The sequence below is a fragment of the Salmonella sp. 741265055_HSA genome (assembly GCF_046569525.1).
GTDB classification, from domain to species: domain Bacteria; phylum Pseudomonadota; class Gammaproteobacteria; order Enterobacterales; family Enterobacteriaceae; genus Salmonella; species Salmonella enterica.
Genome location: NZ_JBKFSQ010000022.1, coordinates 58,878 through 79,543, shown reverse-complemented (window position 1 = coordinate 79,543; position 20,666 = coordinate 58,878). Strand labels below are relative to the sequence as shown.

Genomic DNA, 20,666 nt, shown 5'->3' with positions numbered 1-20,666 from the left:
CTCATTGCTTTAAGTTCGGAAGATTGACGGAGCTGTTGCTGAAAACTGTCGAAAACTCTTCCCTCAGGCGTATTAAGCAGCGCGTCCTGATCGTTGAGCAGGCGTTCTACGATATCGCCGCGATGATACTGCTCGCCGATAATGGATTGCCGAAGCGCGCGGTCGGCCTCACGCCAGGAGTCTTCCACGCGACGAAAGTCAGCCCGCAAGCTGGAAGCTAAGTTGAAGACCTCGCGAATATGTTCAACCGCCTGATGCGCTTCCAGCACTTCAATATGCCCGGCCTCTGCCTCCTGTAATTCACGTTCCAGTTCGGCAATACGACGACGTAAGGTTGCAACCCGGTTTGCCGGATTTGGATTAAGCCGGGTTTCCAGGTTTTCAATTTCTCGCTGTACGGTGGACAAACGGGAAGCCGTAGAGGTCATGAAACGATTATCCAGCGACTCAACAAACGTAATCGCGACCTCAAGCGCATCGGTGGCGAAGATACGGCCATCCCGTTCGACGATGAGACGGCGTTTAATCCATTCCCGCAGTTCACGGCTGGCCTGAAGAGAGGGATTGTCCTGATTAATGTCATACTGTTCCTGACTCACATGCTCGACAAGAATGCCGGAAAGAGACTGGATCGCTTCTTCAAGGGGGATACCATCATGTGATTTTTCAAACAGCGTTTTCAGGCAACTCAATACCAGCGGGGCGCGGCGGGTGGCAAGAAGTATCCAGGCAGGATGCTGGTTTTTTGCTGAAATATAATTCTCTGTACGCTGCCTTGTGTTTTCTTCCATGTCGCAAAGCCTTCAAAATGCTGGTTGAGGTACACAGACTACGATAATTCGCCGTTGCGGACTTTTTCTCCAGCAGCCTGCCTTACTTTGTGATTTTTATCACAATATTTTCTCCAGTGACTTTCCTCTATTATCAGAAAAATACCGGAATCGGTGTGCTACAAGTTCGGACGAAAGTATGAATTGATAACGTCCAGAATAACTTTACAAGGCAGAATGCAGGAATGCGTGGTGGAAAAATGCGGAAAATATGGAACAAGTCGTGTCGTAAGAGTGGGGTTGTGAGTCAATTTAACACCGATTTTTCGTGATAAATATCACAAAAATAAAGCGATTTTTTATGGGGCCTTCGTGGGGGGCACTATTTACAAGAAATGCCTACAAAACCAATAACAAACAGCACCTTAATCGTGGATATGATTCCGAGTCCGCCACCTTTCCTTTTTTATGCTTCCCTATGAATTCCTATGTGTGTAATTGAATAAGAGCCTATCCCACCAGGCGTTATTGGCGCAGCCAGTTTGGACACGGACAGCGCGCAAAAACCGGAGCGTACACGTAGTACGTGAGGATTTTGAGCACTGCCCAGGACCAAAATGGCAAGTAAAATAGCCCTAATGGAATAGGCTCTAAGTTAGCGTGAAAAACTTTCCAGATGCGTTTCGATTTATCCCTGTGTATCCGGAAAATTGTGGGTCAGATTGAGGGTTCATTCAGTTCGATGAACGGTTTGCTGGTAAATACGCCCAACGCCTTTCAGGTTGCCAACATAGAATATGTCCTGTGAACCCAGATAGCCGGGATGCGCCGTTTCGATTTCTCCACACGCTTCGTCGTCACTGGCTTTACGCTCCAGCGCTGCAATCTGGGAACCGGTTAGCTCGATACCATCACGTGCTACCTTTTCTTCCAGCGCTTTCAGACGCTTCTTGAAGTTATCAAGGTTATGGCGAAACCAAATAGAACGGACACCGCTTCCGGAGACACTCTGTTTACGTAACACGTTACTGGTTCTGTGCTGACCTCTCTGCTGCATAATAACAAGCGATAACGCTTATAAGTAACGTAGGACCAGGGTGTGTTTCGTAACTATTTGTTGTACAACTTGACGCTGTATGTCGACGAAAAACCACTGAATTTGATGGAAAAATATTCAGAAATGAGTTCATTTTTTCATTTCAGGGGCAATTTTTATCCGTAACTTGAAGTGTCTGTGAGGTTAAAGGATACGCCCTGCAGTTTAAACACTCTCCACCAAATCCCCCAACGTCACCATCAGCATCATCGGATCCATCGGCGACGGTACAAACCCCACCCGCAGGTAAAACTCCCGCGCTTCATCCGACAGGGCGTGAACCAGCATCCCGCGAATGCCGATCGTCTCCGCCACCTGGATTACCCGCAGCCCGGCGTCGCGTACCAGCGCACGCCCGACGCCCTTCCCATGCAACGATTTATCCACCGCCAGACGGCCCAGCACTACCACAGGGATCGGGTCAGGCATATTGCGGCGAAAGCAACTGGGGGCGGTATTCGTCATGACCGCGCTGGACGCCAGCGAATAATAGGCCAGTACGTTAGAATCGCTGCCACAACACACAAAGGTACGGGACGCGCCAGTGGTCTGATTTTTCATCGCCCGCTGTTTCAGCCAGTTATCCATAGAATCCACACCGCAGCAAAACGGAGTAATAATATGTCCGGCATGAAGCGGCTCAGGGGCGGAGATCATTTTTCCTGCCCCCACAGCGCAGGAGTCTGCATGGTTTTACGCAGTGCGGCGTTAGGCGCAGGAGCCTGATCCAGACGGGCAAGAAATTCCTGATAAGCCTCGGGATCGGCCATGATGATACGTTGCTCGATCAGCGCTTCTTCGGCAGCAGCACGGGCAGCCTCCAGCACAAAGTCTGTGCGGTTTTTCCCTCTGGCTTTCGCCGCCCGATCGATAAGATCGCGCTCGGCGGGTTTGATGCGCAAATTTAATGTTTCGCGCTTAATAGACATGCTGTTTGCGGCTGACATGGTGTTGTCCTCTTGTGTTTCTGTGGATATTAAGTGTACAACACGTGTAACGCAGATGTCATTACGATAAATTTAGAAGGAATAGAACCGGAGTATCGAACCGAAAGGTTTTCTACTCATTTAGAGATTCAGGACCAGGCCATGCGCTAGCATTCGCTGTGAGTGATTCCTCTTCGGGGCCGGCGCAGCAAAAGATTCAATACTGCCGCGCCAAAACACGCTACATTATGCAATCCAGAAAGCATAAACCTAACGGATACGCACAGTAAGAACCTCAATAACGTGTTACACCGTTTTTCATAATGTCAACCATACGATTGAATGCTTCCCCTCCCCCTCAAACTTCCGGATATCGCTACGCCATCTACCCGCCGCAGTATATATTTACCGCGTTGTATGCCTTTCCTAACCGAGAACGTTAATATTTACCTCCAGGATAAACCTTATCACAAATTAAAATCAGATCTTATACCTCATGCTAACTACCTCCATGAAATTAAAGAGCTATTCTCTAAAAGATTAAAGGAAATTATTACTTAATTCAAATTTTAAAGAGATAATTTGATAATAACATGAGCCAATTCTTGTAAATTTCCATCTTTTTTTTATACGCGACATAGTTTTTTAACGATACTATAATATGTAGAAATGCAATATAAAATATCATTTTCCATAGAAAATGAAAAGATCGCCACCTGACACCTTAAGTTCTCCAATACTTATATGGATATATATTAGTTATTTTTTGAAATATTTTTCAGAATAATTTTGATTTACACACACATTTAATAAAAGGAAGTTATCATGCTAAAAGTGTTTAATCCCTCACCTGTCCCGGTGGGGAACATTGAATATTTACAATCAGAGCAAAACTGGCAGAGGAAATCCTTATCACTTCAGGGATTAAATTTACTGCAGTCCGTACTCATCAAGCTCACCACGGGTAAAATTTCAATTACGACATCGTCCGGGGAGTATATTACGGCATCAGGGCCAATGTTAATATTTTTAGCTAAAGATCAAACTATTCATATCACTATGGAAGAGACTCATGAACAGTTAAATTATAATTTAATTGAATTAGATTCAGCGTCAATAAAAAATGCTTATAATTTTTTTCTGTATGAACATACAGAATTTTCGGCCCCATTAACAAAACCGACGACAAAACATCTGTTAGCGCCAATAGAAACAGGTGTAGCAAGAGTATTCAACCTCTTACACTCTTCAAATAAAACTCAGAAATTACCCCAAGATAAAAAGGAATATTTAATAAGATTTCTACTTTCAGAGTTCATCTATGAACCCGAAGCATTTTCTCTCTTTAGAGAACTATCGCAAAATACATTAGCCGAAAATATCTATAATATTATTATAAGCGACATAAGTCGAAAATGGGCACTCAAGGATATTTCTGACTCACTCTATATGAGTTGTTCCACATTAAAAAGGAAATTAAAACAAGAGAACACCTCATTCAGCGAAGTTTACCTTAATGCGCGAATGAATAAAGCGACAAAACTTCTACGTAATAGTGAATATAATATTACCAGAGTGGCTTATATGTGTGGTTATGACAGTGCTTCTTATTTTACATGCGTTTTTAAAAAACATTTCAAAACTACACCATCAGAATTTTTAGCGTTTTTATCCTCCTCTCGTCATCAATATATTAATTGAGATATCTGATAATGCAGTATAAGAACAAAATAAAACATATTAATATAAGAGATGGAATTCTGTTGCTCGCTAAAAAATTCGATCTAACATTGAGCGAGAAAAAAGTTATTTATTACGTGGCAGCAGGATTATCTGTTAAAAGTTGCTCAAATTTATTAGATCGAAATATAAAAACGATTTCAACACAAAAAAGATCAGCCTATAAAAAAATGGAAATTACTACTGATGTTGAATTAATCCATTTGATGCTGAATGAGTTTTACATATCAGTCGATCTTACGTAATTTTTTCTAAAATTATGCGTCAAACAGCACCAGTTATTTAAGTTTACTGTGTTGATAACTTTAACGCTCAAATGAAATTACAAAGACCATCTTTCCTTCTGTATAAAGAAAAGTACCCTAAGGTAAATCAAAAAATGCAAGCGGCGATATTTCTTAGTCATATCACCGCTCTGCTTTTCATCTTTTCAGATCCGATCTCACCCACTTAACTTCATTTGTGGTACATTTATTGTTGTGCTACTTACTGCTCTTAACCTTTCACCAGAAAGGTCAATTTTGCGGGTAAACATTCTTTGCAGTGAAATATCATGGGTTGCAAAAATGACAATGCTATGACAATACAGATGCTTTATCTTTTCCAGAAATGCTAACGCATCAGTTGTGGAAAGATAAGATGTTGACTCGTCCAGGAAGACTATATCTGGTTTTTTAAATAAAGCCAGATACAACAAAACCTTTTGTTTTTCCCCATTAGAAAGATTGAGTTCATCGACAAATTTTTCGTCTACATTCTCTTTCGAGAGAACAAGATTATTGCAGCATAAAGTTAATATTTTGATAATATCATCATCATCAACCACACCATAAATCATGAAATTTTCACGGAGTGTTCCTTTTATAAAAGTGCTGTTGGTAGAGTGGTAGGCAAGGCAATTCTGGATATAATCTTCAGAGATATGAGTGATATCTACATTATTTAATTTAACTGATCCCGTATAGCAATGACTGGAATTTGATAGTGCTTTGATTAAAGAAGATTTACCTGAACCTGATGCACCAATAATACCAATAAATTCTCCGGGAACAGCAGTGAATGAAAGCTGATCAATCAGTTTTCGTTCTGCAAACGCTATGGATAATTTTTCAATCGACAGTTTTTCGATATGGGATATATAAATTCCACTATGTGATATAAACGTGTCCTTATCTTTCAATAGTTCCGCCAAACTATTTTTAATATGGAACATATGCAATCTTGTCAAATATAGTTTATTAACCCCACCTACTAAGGCCCCAGAGAGTCTGGAGTTAATAATCATAATGGCAATAATAGAGGCAGTCATCAATACTCCGTTAACAACAGCAAAATAGGATGACATAAACATCACAATCATAGAAAGAAAGGAGTTGGCCTTTATCATCTCCGCCCAATGGTGATTTTCGATATTCATCTCCATTTTCGTATACTCATCGCGATGCGTTTTATCCATCAACAACTTTTCAAAGAAGGTGCCGCGTAAGAATTTCAGCTCTTTCCTTTTTTCTTCTAAAGAGATTAGTGTAGACATTTTTTCATAACTGACGGTATTCGTTTGCAACGTTTTTTTATAAGCAGAAAAACGAATATAAACGCAAACAAATGTTAAGCCTATATAGTAGATCAAAAGGGGGAAAGCATAGATCCCCATCATTACAAAAAGACCGATCAGGAATAAAAAAGCTAATGATAAATCAACCGATATTAATGGATATGACTCCCAAAGAGACACCACTGAAGATTCAATAGTACGTATCTTCACCGCAGCATTTCTGCAATTGGATGCTTTTAATGCATGGAGATATAAAGCATTACATTTTATATTGTTAACTCTAATATGTGCAGATGTTTTATCATAAAGCATACCTTTTAAAATAAGTTCAAAAAGAACAAAAATTATGAATATTCCAGTCACAAAGATAATGGAATGGTAAGAATCACTATAAATCAATCGTGTATTAAATAGATTTGAATAAAGTGGTGTCATTAAAGCAAAAAAGATTAATCCTAGCGCAAGGTAACTTGCCTTTGGTGTCATCTTTTTGATAGCTTCAAAAACATCTCTGTCATCTATATTTTTTAATTCCTTTGAGAGATAAAATATTCTTTTACTACGTAAATCATCTTGCGTTACCACCTCAGAAGAACTCAGATTAATAATCTTATTTTTTTCTTTTTGTAAGATTAAAAAATAAGATTCTGTCCATTCAACTATAAATGTTTTAGGAAGATGAGCGTACTCGCAACAGCTATTACTGGTTAACTCAAAGTCAAAAAAACTATCATTTACATAATCATTAAAATTCTGCACTATATCATACATATCTTTGCTTTTATTTTTATAAACAAAAGCAACTTCCTCTACCAGGCAATATTTCCTGATAACATCAAAGAAATCATTATTCATTTTTCAGTTCTTCAACAGCACAGTTATTTTTACTTGTCGGCTCATAAATCGGTGATACCACAATAATTTTTTTGTTACCTAAAACTGATTTGGAAACAATATAATTATAAGTTGTATATTTTTTAGCAACCTTCAGACTCATATTATTACCATATGTGCAGTAGAGCCTGACTGCAGAACTGGAAGAACGAAGCGGTAAAAGGTCTGAAACAGATATGGAAAATCCTTGACCAGACATAATAATAGCTTTTTGCTTATTCTTCAACTCTTCAGTATCAGAACTGTACTTGAGTATAGATGAATCTAATTTTTCATCTTTTTCAATTGCTATCGATAAAAGATTAGTTAATAATACGGACATCAGTAATATCATCACCGCTACAGCCGAGGATAAGGCAGAAACGAATCCAAGCATAGTTACATTACCAAACATTAAATACGATATTATCGCCTACCAACGCTGTAATATAGTTTAACAGCGTGACTTTTTTGCTAAGCGCATATACATTAACCTGCACACCCTCCAGTTCAGGTGGAACCTTGACACTATCATCCGGCTTTATTTCAATTTTGTAATAACGCTCAGCACCATTTTTCTCATCGTCAGAAAACGAGTCAGCACTTATCCTCGTAATCTGCCCGGCAATCGTTTTTTTATAACCTGGAGAGGTTACTGTAATTTTCACACTGGCTCCAGTAAAGATAAAAGGTCGATACTTTGCTAGAATTCTCGCATCTACTACCTTACTTTCATTGTTTTTTTTGATGGTCATGACAGGCTGCGCATTTTCAACATAAGAACCTTTTTCAAAACTACGCTCTATGCTTAATATTACACCATTCGTAGGAGATAAGACGCTATTAGCCTTAATTTTATTTCTTAGAAGTTCCAGTTGCCCACGATTTTCAAGGCGCTCCCTACGTAATTGCTCCAACTGCTCGGCATTATTATTAAGTTGTTCAAGCACGCTGCTGCGGAATCGATTGTTTGCCAACTTAATGTCATTTTGTAAGGCAAGCAAGCTAATGTCTCCGGTTGTTATCTGAGAAACAATCTGACTAACCTCAGTCTGATTATTTATTATCTCTATCTCCGGAGCACGGGCGGACTTTAGTAAATTACCTTTTCTTTTCAAAAGTAATAATCGTTCATGAAGGTCGTCTTTTTCTTCATTCATTTTCTCTTCCCGCTGTTTTAGGTTTTTCTCCTCATTCCTTAAAGAGAAAAGCTCATTCAAAAATTTATAAGCACTGAGTTCTTGAGAGAATAGTTCTTTAATTTGTGCCGAAAATTCACTTTCTTCAGGTATTTCTCCCGCAAGAATCATTTTAAGTAACTGTTGATCTTCTTCAAGATTCTGAATACGCCTGCCAGCGAATGAGACTAGCTCATTAAGCGTTTTCTCCTGATGAAAGACATCAAGATTGGTATAGGAGAAAAGAATATCCCCTATCTTGACGGGCGAACCTGTTCGTAGATCAAACTTATTAATGAAACCTGAGTCAGGGCTTACAATTACCAGTTTATCCGAAGCCCCAGTAATCACTCCGGTACCAGGAGAAACAATATCTATCTTCGCAACACCAATATAAATAATCAAAACCATCATTATGGCGATTAAAGCTAAAAACTTGTGCGAAAGCGTATTACTCTTCATATTACAAACTTAATAATTCGCCTGAGATCTGTAACAAAGATACTTTATTAATAGCATCACTTATCTTCATTTCAATCATCTTTCGCTCTAATGCAAAATAATCATATTGTGTATTTAACATCTCATAATAGGATGATTGTGAAATATTATATTCTCTTTTCTGATTGGCTAAGATCACTTCTGTAGTTTTACTTTGTTCTGCCAACCCTTGAAGCTCCTTTTCATTTGAATTGATGGTCAATTGCAAAGACTTCATCTTTGCCAGTAGCTCTTTATATTTGAAGTCCATTTTTGTTTTTAAAACCTGGTACGCCTTAATTCCCGTTTGTCTGGTAATCTTTTTGTCGTAATCAAATAGATTCACTGCTACCTGAATCCCCCCCCAGGAGTCTTTATCTACACGCTGACTGTTATTATATCGTTCTTCCGCGACCAGATTCACTTGAACCAATGAATCCTGCTGCCATGCGTTAAATTTTGCTGCATCAGCCTGCTCGCTCAACAATTTATAATCGAGATTATTATAGATTTTCTTATCATTTATTGTATAAGTGTTAATTTTATCTATGATATTATCAGGTAGGTAAACCCCCTGAGCAGGAAAGGCAATGCCTGTTGCCAGCTCTATATTAGATTTAAGCAACTCAATCTCTTTATTAATATTTTCTGATTCTGTTTTTATTTTTTGAATCAACAGACGAGCCTGTTCTACATCGCTTGCCTTAGCAATACCTGATACATATCGGCCCTCAATTTGTTGGTATAATTCGACGGCAGTTTGCTCCAGGTTCGCTGCCTTCGTCTCAAGATTATTGTAATATTTAATACCAATCAAATTTTCTACTAACGTTTTATACAAGTTCTCTTTTTCTTTCAATAAGGATAACTCTGCGCCATGAAGCCGACTATTTTTTTCTTTAAAGCGATCAGCGATCGTTGTGCTAAAAATTAAAGAACTCGCTGTTACTTTAGAATCAGTTATATCACCACGGGTGGAATCTGATTTGTACTTACTTTCTGCAGAAATCTTCGGCATAAAATACAAATCAGTTTGTTTTGCACGCAATAACTCTGCCTCCAACTCTAACGCTTTGGCTCTAATCCCCCCTGATTCTTGATACATTTCATTAATAAATTCAGAATAATGTAAAGTCCCCTGACTGGCTAAAGCCAATGGACTAAAAAACAAGCACCCTATAATGCTAAAATTAGTTTTCATTCGTCAACACCTCTACAACCTGTTGTATTTTTTTCTTAAATTTATATTTTTCATGGAAATGAGCCTCCTGCCTGTCGTTAATAAGTTTCAGTTGCTCTGCCTTCATGCCTTCCATCTTTTCAATGAATTCAGAATTTTTCTTCATTAACGAGACCAGGGTGCTGATACCGATGTTCAATTCCATTAATTGTTCGTTGCCAGATGTTATTTTTTCATTTATCAGCATATTGCTTTGATTAACATCCATGAGTGATGTATTCATGCTGAAAAATCCTTTTTCATTAAGTTCTGCAGATGTTTTTGCTATTGCTTGTAGATGACTGATGGCCGTGTTTATTTGCTGTAAGCTCTCTGCCATCACTTTGCCATTCATAACCAACAGTTCCGTCATATTGGTATTATCTGGTATACAGACCAGTTTAGTGGCGATATTGGTGTTAATCTCTTCGAGCAACATAACCCGGTTGAGTAACGCTTGTAGTTCATCCTCCGAAGGCTTTTTCTCCGGTTCATTGTCAACGTGATTCTCGGTTTCGTAGTAAAACTCCCAAAAATTAAGACTGACCAGAAGTAATACTGAAACAGCAACACCTAATATAGATGTCAGGAACGCAAATGACATTGCCGTCAGAGCTGACGAAATCGATGAAATCATAGCGCCCATTTTTGCTGCCAGGTCGCCTTCTCCCCCCAGCGAACCTGCAATAGCTGATACCATATCGGTTAGCCCCATAAAGGTACCGATAAGTCCCAATGAAACTGCAACTGACGCTGCCAGCTTCGTTTGCGTTGCCAGTAAGGCATAGTATCTTCGGGCCTTTAATCTGAATATCCAATGCGTTAAAAACAAGAGTAGCGGTAATACAAACAATACCCCACAAGCATAAGTAATTTGTGGTGCCAGAAAAACAGCCTGATTAACCATGTTTTTGATGGCTGGGAACAAAAGATAACAGGCAGCCGTTAATATATAAAAAATCAAACCCAAAAAATGCATTTGTTTAATAGCTCCAGTAAATACACGACAGATTTTTTCCACACTGCGAGACGTTTCCTTCTCGGAAGTCGATTTCTATATCAGATGGTAATTTTAAGTCCGTATAAATTTTCAATAGATTAAATGTATTTTTCTCCTTGTAATTTTCTATAGATTCAGATACTGCACCATAAAACGTGATTTTTTTCTTTCCTGAGTCAATTAGATGCTTACGGGTTTGATACAAATCGGTAGACGAAAGTGAAACAGCTCCACTATAGTAAATACTATTCTTACTTAGATCTGTGAATGAATCTCTGAACTTTAATGCTCCGCCATCCGATGTTACAAGCGAGTCTGTTCCTGATAACATAAATACTGTGGAGATCAGTATTAGTATACAAAGAGCTCCGCTTAATCCATCAACCATCGGCGCCAATTCTTCATCGCCATTATTTTCATCTGCACTCATACGGCCATCTTAATATTGGTAAAGGTACTTTAATTATAAATATCCCATGCTGATCTGACATACAATCATGAGCTTGAGATATTGCATTTTTAGACCATTAAGATACTGCTTAATTTATTTCATATTTACTGACAGGTAAAATTAAGCCTCTGAAAAAGAAAAGTTAGCCTACTATCAAAACCATTTTGGTAATCTACCATTAGCTATATTAAGGAATATCGACAACATGACGACGCAAAATGATATCTCTTCGACTGAAAAACCGAACGTTAAACCGGAGAGTGTTACGGATATTAAGTCGTATAAAGTCAGTGGCTTTGATCTGATAGTCACTACCGCTGACGGTAATACCACAACATTAAAAGATGGCTTAACTAACCTGGTTCTGGGAAATATTGAATTACGCGACACATCGGGAAAAACAATTAATCAGGATCATATTATCTCGTCTATAAAAACCTATCAGCTTGGTTTAGATACTGTATACCTTGCTGATATGCTAAAAAGCGAAGAGTCGACCATTGAGGCTAATAATGACGAGGCGGATAAGGAGGCGTCTGTCGAAACGAATAAATCCTTAGAGACTGCTTTACAACAAAAAATTAAAGAGTATGAGGCGCTTCTCAAAGAGCGTGCCGAAGAGCAGCAACAGAACATAAAGCTCGAACAAAACGATCTGTCGCCAGAAAAAAAAGAGATTATCGATAAGAAAGCAAAGCAAGAAATTTCGAAAAATCTAAAACCGGCAGAAGAGGAAGTCCAAAATAGCGTAGCCACACCACCACCTCCTCCTGCCTCGTCCTCTTCATCCAGTTCTTCATCAGGAGAGCCGGCGGAAAAAACTCAGGCACCGTTACCCACTCAGGAAACGCCCCTCTTTATTACCGGTAAGTTGGATGCGAAAACAGACTCAGGTAAAACAGGGGATGGGATTACCAACATCGCAAACCCCACCTTTAGCGGAAATGCTACGCCAGGCGCAACGGCAAGTCTGATAATCAACAAAACACATTATCCGCTAACTGTCGATAAAGATGGAAAATGGACATTACGGCTATCTTCCCCCCTGCCGGATGGCCATTATGATGTAAACTTTACCATTACCGATAGCAGCGGCAAAACGGTAGCTTCCACTACCACCATTGTGATTGATAGCGAAATTACCGGACTTACTGCCTCGCTTGATCCAACGTCAGATTCCGGCATTACAGGCGATTCGATAACAAATAATACTAAGCCAGTGCTTCAGGGAACCTCAGAACCGGGCTCCATTATTAATGTCATCATAGGTGGAATGACGTTAACTACGGTGACTAACGCTGAAGGCTATTGGTCTTTATCCCCGGGTACAAATTTGCCTGATGGGGTCTATCATTACCAGGTAACCGCCACCGATGATGCAGGCAATACCGCCACGGTGACTAACAGCGTCACGATTGATGCCACTGCGCCTGACGTAACGTTTGCGTTATCCGACGCCACGGATACCGGACAACAGGACGATTTTCTGACGAATATTCCCCAGCCCGCATTGACCGGAAAAACCGAACCCGGCGCGAATGTGATGCTCACCCTGAATGGCCACGTCTATGAAGGCACCGCCGACCAGCAGGGACAGTGGGAATTTAAAATCACTCCGGCGCTCGACGACGGCAGCTATGACTTTACTGTCACCATAACCGATATCGCGGGCAATACCGCCACGCAAACCGGTACCGTCACTATTGATACCCAGCTCCCGACGGTTACTGCAACATTATCCGCAGAGTCAGATACTGGCAGCAGTGATGCTGACGGCATTACCAATAATCCCCATCCAGTATTAATCGGGAGCACGAAACCTTTTGCCGTGGTTACCGTTACACTTGCCGGCAAATCGTTTTCTGTACGGGCTGATGAAAACGGGCTATGGGCCTGGAAAGTGCCAGAAGATCTGGTATTAGATGATGGCGAGCATGTTTATACGCTTTCAGTCACCGATGCGGCAGGAAATAACGCCTCTTCGCCTTTAGAAGGCCGTTTTACACTTGATACGACACCACCGCCAGCGCCCACAGTGACCCTTGACGTCAACAGCGATTCAGGTGATTCAGGTGACAATATCACCAATATAACAACGCCCACTCTGCACGGAAAGTCTGACCCCCATACGGAAGTACTTGTGACTGTTGACGATCACGTTTATACCCTGCAGGCCGATGAAAATGGCGACTGGCAGCTCACGCTGGATACACCGCTGGCTGATGGTCGCTATGACGTCACCGTTGTGGCAAAAGATAGCGCAGGAAATATGAGCGAAACCGCAGGGAGTATAACCCTGGTTATTGATACCAGTCGGCCGGAAATCACCGTCAGCTTGCTGGACAGCGATGACAGCGGTGTCAGCAACAGCGATAATATCACCCAGGTTAGTCAACCAACCTTCCACGGTACGGCGACACCAAATACCACCGTTATTTTTACCATTAATCATGTCGACTATCCCGTCGCCGTAGGTGTGGACGGTAGCTGGTCTTTAACGCTCCCGGACGCGCTTGCGGATGAAACCTATGAATATACGGTACAAGTAAAGAATGCGGTGGGAACCAGCGCGACCACAACGGGGACGATTACCGTGGACACCACGCCACCTTCATCTGATGCAAGCTTAAACGAAGCATCGGATAGTGGACAGAGTACGCAGGATGGCATTACCAACGTTATCCGCCCTATCTTTACCGGTACGACAGAGCCCGAGGCCAGCGTAGAAATTATTTTTAACGGCGTGAGTCATACTCTGACAGCCGGCGCTGATGGCGTCTGGCAATATGCGATGCCGAACGACCTTACTGATGCAACTTATACTTATACGGTCGTCACCACCGATAAAGCGGGCAATACCTCAAGCAGCGAGCATCAGTTTACTGTTGATACCGTTTCCCAACTCAGCGGTGGGCTTGACCTTTCCAGCGTGATGGAAGGGACTGTGGGGAATACGACTACCCAGCTTGTTCGCCCAACGCTCAGCGGTATGGCCGAACCCGGCAGCCTCGTCACCGTCACCATTAAAGGCGCGACCTATATGGCTTCCGTAGATAATGCCGGAAGTTGGAAACTGACCTTACCCAAAGATGCGGCTCCCGGCCTGAATGAGTATACCGTAACTTCAGAGGATCTTGCCGGTAACACGGCAACAATAACGGGCAATTTTAATTACGTCCCATCAGGCATCACGCCGCCTAAAGTAACGGCGCAGTTGGATGTAGATAGTGATAGCGGCACTAAGGGCGACAATATTACCAATAACAATACGCCAAAAATTGTCGGGCAGGCTACGCCGGATACCGTCATTGTCCTGACCATCGCAGGGCAAAGTTATACCACAACGGCGGCGGCCGACGGCAGTTGGTCTATTGATGTGACTAACCCATTGCACGAAGGGTTCAACGAATATACGGTTACCGCGACGGACACCACTACCGGGATCTCCGCCATCGCCACGAATAATGTTTTTATTGATACCCTTAATCCTATGTCCATCGTCGGTTTAACGAGCGATTCTGATACCGGTATCAAAGGGGATATGATCACCCAATCGACCAGGCCCGTATTTACCGGGAAAACCGAGCCTGGCGCGACGATCACTTTACATATAGATGGCCAAACACTTAACACCACAGCAGACCATAACGGAACCTGGACGCTGCAAGGCCCGACCTGGGGGTTACCGCCTAATCACACGGCCAGCTATACCCTTACCGTCACAGATACAGCCGGAAACCAAACCTCTACAAAAGGGAATGTTATCACTGATAATAAACCGCCGACGCTGACAGGATCTGAGCTGGACAGCAGCAGCGATACGGGCGACAGAGACCGATACTGGACTAACGATCTCACCTCCACATTGACGGGACGGGTTGAACCGGGTTCAAAATTGACCATTCGTATTAATAACACAACCTACGACGTGACGGATATCGCCAGCGACGGCACCTGGAAATTCACTCTCCCTGCGGGGCTGGTAGCGGATAACGGCAGTTATAACACTGTTCGCTTTTACATGACGGCAACCGATGCCGCAGGCAATACCACGACAAACTCTGACGCCATTTATATTTGTAAGCGTAAACTGACTATCACCAACGGACTCTCTGCTGAAACGGATAGCGATACCAAAGGCGATAATTTGACATCCGTGACCCGCCCAACGCTAGAGGGTACCATCGCCGGAGGTGAGGCTAACGACAATCTGCGCGGCACCATTACCATCGGCGGTAAGACTTATCCGCTCACGATTACCGCCGGAGGGACAAAGTGGTCGTTTACGGTCCCCGATGGCGCTCCGCTGGGCTCAGGAATACATGACTATACGCTAACGTTCAAGGATAAATTTGGTACAGAAACCACCCACTCCGCCTCGGTGACAATCAGTACTCTGATCGGATTTCTTTCCCCCGAAGATGATACTGGCGTAGTCGGCGATAACCAGACGCAAAATGCCTCACCGTCGTTAAGCGGCAAAGCGAGTATCGGCGCCACATTACGTATTGAGTTTAATGCGCAGGAATATACTATTCCGGTTAATGCCGATGGCACCTGGACGTTTACATTACCGGGAGGGCCATTCGTTGAAGGGGAATATCACTACAAACTGACTGAGATTATTGGACACTCGGTCACGTCATTTAACGGTTCCTTCGCCATAGACCATACACCGCCGGAAATTACCGGGGGACTTAGGCCCAACGATGCGACGCCAAATGACCCTACAGCCTCCCGATGGGCTATGCCGACGTTTAATGGAAAAGCAGAACCCAATCGGGAAGTTATTGTAGAGATTAATGGAAAACGTTACTCAACCACTTCAGACGATAATGGTAACTGGCAAATCTGGTTACAGGATGTAAATCTTCTTCCTGACACACGTTACGATTACACCATAACGTCTACCGATGGTGCGGGGAATAGCGGCGTATTTCATGGCTCAGTTAGCAATGTCGTCACCGCGCCTAATGCACAATTTGGCGGTCATGAAGATTATCTCATTGGTACCGCTGGCTCAACTAACACTATTTTCTATACGGACGCCTCGCCGGTTATCGTCGGACGCGGTAATCCGGGCGATACGATCACTATCAGAAAGAGCGCAGGAGGTCCTGCCCCTCTTACTGCCGTTGTTGACGCAGATGGCAACTGGAAAATTCAGTTGCCTGCGTCAGAATTCCCGGCAGATACCCCCCAGGGCGGATACTTCACCTGGAACCTGACCGTAACCAATAGTTATGGTTTGGAAACTACTTACACCATTAGAATCACCCGCGACTCCGTACCTCCGAATTTAACTGGTGGTCTGGACAACACCAGCGATACCGGTACGCCGAACGATGGCATCACGAATAACACCAGACCTACGTTTAGTGGCCACACGGATGCCGGTCTGAAAGTAACCATTACGCTGAACGGGCAAACCTACACGGTAACCGCCAATAATGCCGGTAAATGGAGCTTTACCGTACCGGAAGCGCTACGGGACGGCAATTATGATTACACCATATCGACCGTCGATAAGGCCGGTAATGCTTCCACTCCTGTTACCGGCACACTTACCGTAGATACTTCCAGCGTGGCGCTGACAGGAGGACTGGACACAACCGCCGATCCGAATATCGCCAATGGCTGGAGTAATCACAACGATCAAACGTTAAAAGGTACAACCACGCCAGGCGCCACCGTGACGGTGACAATCAACGATGTTATCTATACGCCAACCGTTACCGCTGATGGCAACTGGACTTTGCCTCTCCCCGATCTGGCCAACAATAGCTACAGTTATACCGTGACAGCCACCAATACAGCGGGCACCTCATCCATCATTACCGGCCAGTTTGTCATTGATAATACGCCGCCAGCCACAACGGTAGGGCTCAGCGTCGCTACGGACAGTGGGACGTTAGGTGATTTTATCACTAACAATGAAACACCCGTGTTTACAGGCAAAACGAAACCAGGCGCTACAGTAACGCTTACGGTTGATGGACAAACATATACGGTCGTAGCGGACAATACAGGACTCTGGGAAGTGGCCGTCACCACGCCATTAAATACGGGTACGCATAATTATACCGTCTCCGTTATCGACCTTGCGCAAAATATCAGCCCGCCAGCAACCGGCACGCTGAATATTCAAAGTGGAAACATCACCGGTTCGGTAACTGGCGGCCTGGATGTTCACAGCAATACTGGCGATACCAGCGATACCCTCACCAGTAATAAAAAACCTAACTTTTCCGGCACCGCGCCTGCTGGCGTTACGGTCGTCGTCACTATTGACGGCAAAACGTATAAAACCGTAGCCGATCGGGACGGTAACTGGATGCTGGCGATTACCAACCCATTGCGCGATGGCGTCCATGATTACACGATCGCGCTCGAAGACATAGCGGGTAATCAATCGCCGCCAATGACCGGGCAGGTGACTATCGATAGCGAATCGCACCTTCAGATAAACGGCCTTAGCCATGATACGGACTCCGGCACGAAAGCCGACAATACCACCAGTAATACCACGCCCACACTAACGGGAACCGCTGACGCCAATGCAACTATTACACTCATAATTGGCGGTAACAGGTACATCACCACAGCGAACGCAGACGGGGAATGGGCTATCCCGCTGACTCACGCCTTAACGGATGGCGCTTATCATTACACGGTCACTGCCACCGATAGTGCAAACAATACAACATCGTCGACGGCAACCATCACGATTGACACCACCGCTCCCGACCATTTAACCGGCGGACTGGATACTACCAGCGAAACCGGGGGAGCCGGCAGTCATCTTACTAATCAGACGATGCCGACCTTTAGCGGCGTCACAGAAAACGGCGCAACCGTCACGCTAATGATTAACGGTAAGACGTATACCGCCGTCGTGGGTGAGAATGGTAAATGGAGCATTACCCTGCCGGAAGCCGGTAAATTAGCGGATGGCAGCTATCCGTATACGATTACAGTGACGGATGCCAGCGGCAATATGAGCAACGCACAGGTGAACGGTAATGTCACTGTTCAACACACGCCGCCCTCAGCAAATGCCGGGTTACACGCCGGGAGCGACAGCAGCGTCACGGGCGAACAAGTGACCAACAACACTCAGCCTGTGCTGTCGGGCAAAACCACGCCTGGCGCGTCGATTGTTATTGTATACGCTGGCGTGAATTATCCCATTCCTGTCGATGCGTCAGGTAACTGGACGTTCCAGATACCAACCACGCTAACGGATGGTGCCTACAACTACCAGGTTCTGGCCACGGATAATGCTGGCAACGAATCTCGCTATGAGGGCGCCTTTACGATTGATACCACTCCTCCGGACGCCCCCGTCGCCGCCCTGGCGGAAATAGCAGACAGCGGCGTCAAGGGTGATGACATTACCCACATTAAGAATCCAACCTTTGCAGGAACGGCAGAAGCGAACGCTACCGTAATACTGACGATTAACGGCAAAGACTACACCGCTCAAGCCGGAAGCGACGGCGCCTGGACAATCACATTGCCTGTAGGCCATTCGCTGCCAGACGGTACGTATCAGTATACCGTTCTGGCCCAGGATGCCGCCGGAAATCAGTCTGCATCCACTGCGGGGTCTGTAATTATTAATACCGCCGCGCCAACAGTCCCTACGGGAGGCCTCACACAAGATCCGGATTCCAGTACCGGTACAGATAACACGACTAACGTAACCACCCCGACGTTTAGCGGTAAGGCTGACCCTCACAGTGTCGTCATTCTGCGAATCAACGATAAAGCGTATGAGATCCAGGCAGGAAATGACGGTGCCTGGAAATTTACATTACCGGCAGAAGATAGTCTTATTGAGGGCACTTACGAGTACACCCTACAGAGCAAAAACGCTATCGGGAATACCTCCGCAGAACAGGCAGGCTCGTTCATCATTGATACGACACCGCCAACAGTCCCCACGGCCAGTCTGGCCCCCGGTTATGACACGGGAGTGGCTGACGACAATATCACACGTATCACTACGCCTAAATTCACCGGTAAAGCGGAGCCAGGAGCGACAATCACACTTTCTATCAACAATAAAACGTATGAATGTCCTACGGCGGACGACGGTACATGGGTCTTTACTTTACCCACAGCAGATGCGCTCACAGCCGGTAACTATGCCTATACCGTGTTAGCCACCGACGCCGCAGGCAATGTCTCCGCAACGGCTCACGGCAGCATAACCATCGATCTCACCCTCCCGGCCGTTCCAAACGGCGGGCTGGCTATCGAGTCGGATACAGGCGACACCGGAGATAATATTACCCGTGCGGATCTTCCCACCTTCAGCGGTACGGCAGAACCGAATATCACCGTTATTCTGACCATCAATAATAAAAGCTACGACGTGCCGGTGAGCAATGATGGGACCTGGCGCTTTACCTTACCTGCTGGAGATAAGCTGAACGACGGCTCCTATAGCTTTACGCTGCATGGTAAAAACATGGTGGGTACGACCTCTGAGTCCTTCACAGGATCGATAACTATCGATACGACACCGCCAGCACCTGTCGTTGGAGAACTGTCTGACGATACAGATACGGGAACTAAAGATGATGGCATTACCAGCGTGAGTACGCCGACCTTTACCGGTACGACAGAGCCTGACGCGATCATCATTCTTACCATTAACAATAAAACGTATGAGATCCAGGCCGATGATCACGGCGCATGGCGTTTCACACTGCCGCCAGAAAATGCGCTGCCTGACGATACGTATGTTTATACGGTACAGGCAAAAGACGCCGCCGGAAATACGTCTACGCCAACCAGCGGTTCGCTTACCATTGACACTACATCACCCTCGCCTACTACTGGCGCGCTTACCGAGAATTCAGATACCGGCGATAAGGGAGATAACATCACCAGTGATAAAACGCCGACATTTACTGGCGCAACAGAACCCGGAGCAACGATTATTCTGACACTCAACCAAAAAACGTATACATTCCAGGCCGAAAATGACGGCAGATGGGAATTTACCTTACCGGATGCTGATGCGTTAGACGACAGTGTTTACCGCTATACGGTACAGGCTAAAGACCAGGCAGGAAACGCCTCTTCGCTGTCTACCGGCTGGCTGACGATCGATTCTACACCGCCAGTACTTTCCATGGAGGGTAATAGTGATATCGGCGCCGGAGGCGATAATATCACTAACATCAATACACCGACCTTTATCGGCTCCTCAGAAGCGCACGCAACAATTAAGCTGACTATTGATAATAAGGATTTTATAACAACTGCAGATGAAACAGGAAAATGGACAATTACTCTTAAGCAGCCCCTCAATGATGGCGCTTATGACTACACCATTACGGCTAAAGACGCTGCCGGGAATGAGAA

The 20,666-nt window shown here is 44.1% G+C and carries 11 protein-coding genes and 3 pseudogenes; 4 read left to right on the top strand and 10 right to left on the bottom strand.

The window, feature by feature from the left end; all coding sequences use genetic code 11:
* The 4 genes and pseudogenes from ACLD4K_RS13755 to ACLD4K_RS13740 all read right to left on the bottom strand — a co-directional run.
* On the bottom strand, positions 1-791 hold a 791-nt coding region (locus ACLD4K_RS13755), incomplete at its 3' end, for a DUF3375 family protein (protein ID WP_411012019.1).
* Between the two features lie 727 nt (positions 792-1,518).
* Positions 1,519-1,815 (bottom strand): annotated as a pseudogene (locus ACLD4K_RS13750) (IS481 family transposase); the annotation flags it as partial.
* A 216-nt stretch (positions 1,816-2,031) separates the two neighbouring features.
* Positions 2,032-2,523 (bottom strand): GNAT family N-acetyltransferase, encoded by a 492-nt coding sequence (locus ACLD4K_RS13745; protein WP_183060052.1) that lies wholly within the window; start codon positions 2,521-2,523, stop codon positions 2,032-2,034.
* Positions 2,520-2,813 (bottom strand): DUF1778 domain-containing protein, encoded by a 294-nt coding sequence (locus ACLD4K_RS13740; protein ID WP_183060051.1) that lies wholly within the window; start codon positions 2,811-2,813, stop codon positions 2,520-2,522. Before ACLD4K_RS13740 ends, ACLD4K_RS13745 begins: the two co-directional genes overlap by 4 nt.
* 317 nt (positions 2,814-3,130) lie before the next feature.
* Between ACLD4K_RS13740 and ACLD4K_RS13735 the strand changes: the two are divergent.
* From ACLD4K_RS13735 to rtsB, 3 genes and pseudogenes are all read left to right on the top strand, one after another.
* Positions 3,131-3,353 (top strand): annotated as a pseudogene (locus tag ACLD4K_RS13735) (hypothetical protein).
* A 264-nt stretch (positions 3,354-3,617) separates the two neighbouring features.
* A complete protein-coding gene (locus ACLD4K_RS13730; RefSeq protein WP_411012018.1) occupies positions 3,618-4,493 on the top strand; it encodes a transcriptional regulator RtsA in 876 nt (291 codons plus the stop codon).
* The gene (rtsB, locus tag ACLD4K_RS13725; protein ID WP_411012017.1) at positions 4,490-4,777 is read left to right on the top strand and encodes a transcriptional regulator RtsB; all 288 of its coding nucleotides are present in this window, start codon (positions 4,490-4,492) and stop codon (positions 4,775-4,777) included. Before ACLD4K_RS13730 ends, rtsB begins: the two co-directional genes overlap by 4 nt.
* Positions 4,778-4,974: 197 nt before the next feature.
* Here the strand turns inward: rtsB and ACLD4K_RS13720 are convergent, their stop codons facing one another.
* From ACLD4K_RS13720 to ACLD4K_RS13695, 6 genes are read right to left on the bottom strand one after another with little or no spacing between them, the layout of a single operon-like run.
* A complete protein-coding gene (locus tag ACLD4K_RS13720) occupies positions 4,975-6,942 on the bottom strand; it encodes an ATP-binding cassette domain-containing protein (RefSeq protein ID WP_411012016.1) in 1,968 nt (655 codons plus the stop codon).
* Complete coding sequence (locus ACLD4K_RS13715) at positions 6,935-7,357, bottom strand: hypothetical protein (protein ID WP_259468481.1); 423 nt, start codon at positions 7,355-7,357, stop codon at positions 6,935-6,937. Before ACLD4K_RS13715 ends, ACLD4K_RS13720 begins: the two co-directional genes overlap by 8 nt.
* Before the next feature lie 7 nt (positions 7,358-7,364).
* The gene (locus tag ACLD4K_RS13710; RefSeq protein ID WP_411012015.1) at positions 7,365-8,600 is read right to left on the bottom strand and encodes an HlyD family secretion protein; all 1,236 of its coding nucleotides are present in this window, start codon (positions 8,598-8,600) and stop codon (positions 7,365-7,367) included.
* 1 nt (position 8,601) lies between these two features.
* The gene (locus tag ACLD4K_RS13705; RefSeq protein WP_411012014.1) at positions 8,602-9,819 is read right to left on the bottom strand and encodes a TolC family protein; all 1,218 of its coding nucleotides are present in this window, start codon (positions 9,817-9,819) and stop codon (positions 8,602-8,604) included.
* Positions 9,809-10,858: a hypothetical protein gene (locus ACLD4K_RS13700; RefSeq protein ID WP_259468480.1), complete on the bottom strand. Its 1,050-nt coding sequence runs from the start codon at positions 10,856-10,858 to the stop codon at positions 9,809-9,811. The genes ACLD4K_RS13705 and ACLD4K_RS13700 overlap by 11 nt, the downstream gene beginning before the upstream one ends.
* Positions 10,821-11,267: a hypothetical protein gene (locus ACLD4K_RS13695; RefSeq protein ID WP_058331909.1), complete on the bottom strand. Its 447-nt coding sequence runs from the start codon at positions 11,265-11,267 to the stop codon at positions 10,821-10,823. Before ACLD4K_RS13695 ends, ACLD4K_RS13700 begins: the two co-directional genes overlap by 38 nt.
* 226 nt (positions 11,268-11,493) lie before the next feature.
* Here ACLD4K_RS13695 and ACLD4K_RS13690 point away from each other — a divergent pair.
* A pseudogene (locus tag ACLD4K_RS13690) lies at positions 11,494-20,637 on the top strand (Ig-like domain-containing protein); the annotation flags it as partial.
* Positions 20,638-20,666 lie beyond the last annotated feature (29 nt).

Coding starts and splice junctions, on each gene's coding strand:
- ACLD4K_RS13745 (WP_183060052.1), bottom strand. CDS start 2,523: ATGATCTCCGCCCCTGAGCCGCTTCATGCCGGACATATTATTACTCCG.
- ACLD4K_RS13740 (WP_183060051.1), bottom strand. CDS start 2,813: ATGTCAGCCGCAAACAGCATGTCTATTAAGCGCGAAACATTAAATTTG.
- ACLD4K_RS13730 (WP_411012018.1), top strand. CDS start 3,618: ATGCTAAAAGTGTTTAATCCCTCACCTGTCCCGGTGGGGAACATTGAA.
- ACLD4K_RS13720 (WP_411012016.1), bottom strand. CDS start 6,942: ATGAATAATGATTTCTTTGATGTTATCAGGAAATATTGCCTGGTAGAG.
- ACLD4K_RS13715 (WP_259468481.1), bottom strand. CDS start 7,357: ATGCTTGGATTCGTTTCTGCCTTATCCTCGGCTGTAGCGGTGATGATA.
- ACLD4K_RS13710 (WP_411012015.1), bottom strand. CDS start 8,600: ATGAAGAGTAATACGCTTTCGCACAAGTTTTTAGCTTTAATCGCCATA.
- ACLD4K_RS13705 (WP_411012014.1), bottom strand. CDS start 9,819: ATGAAAACTAATTTTAGCATTATAGGGTGCTTGTTTTTTAGTCCATTG.
- ACLD4K_RS13695 (WP_058331909.1), bottom strand. CDS start 11,267: ATGAGTGCAGATGAAAATAATGGCGATGAAGAATTGGCGCCGATGGTT.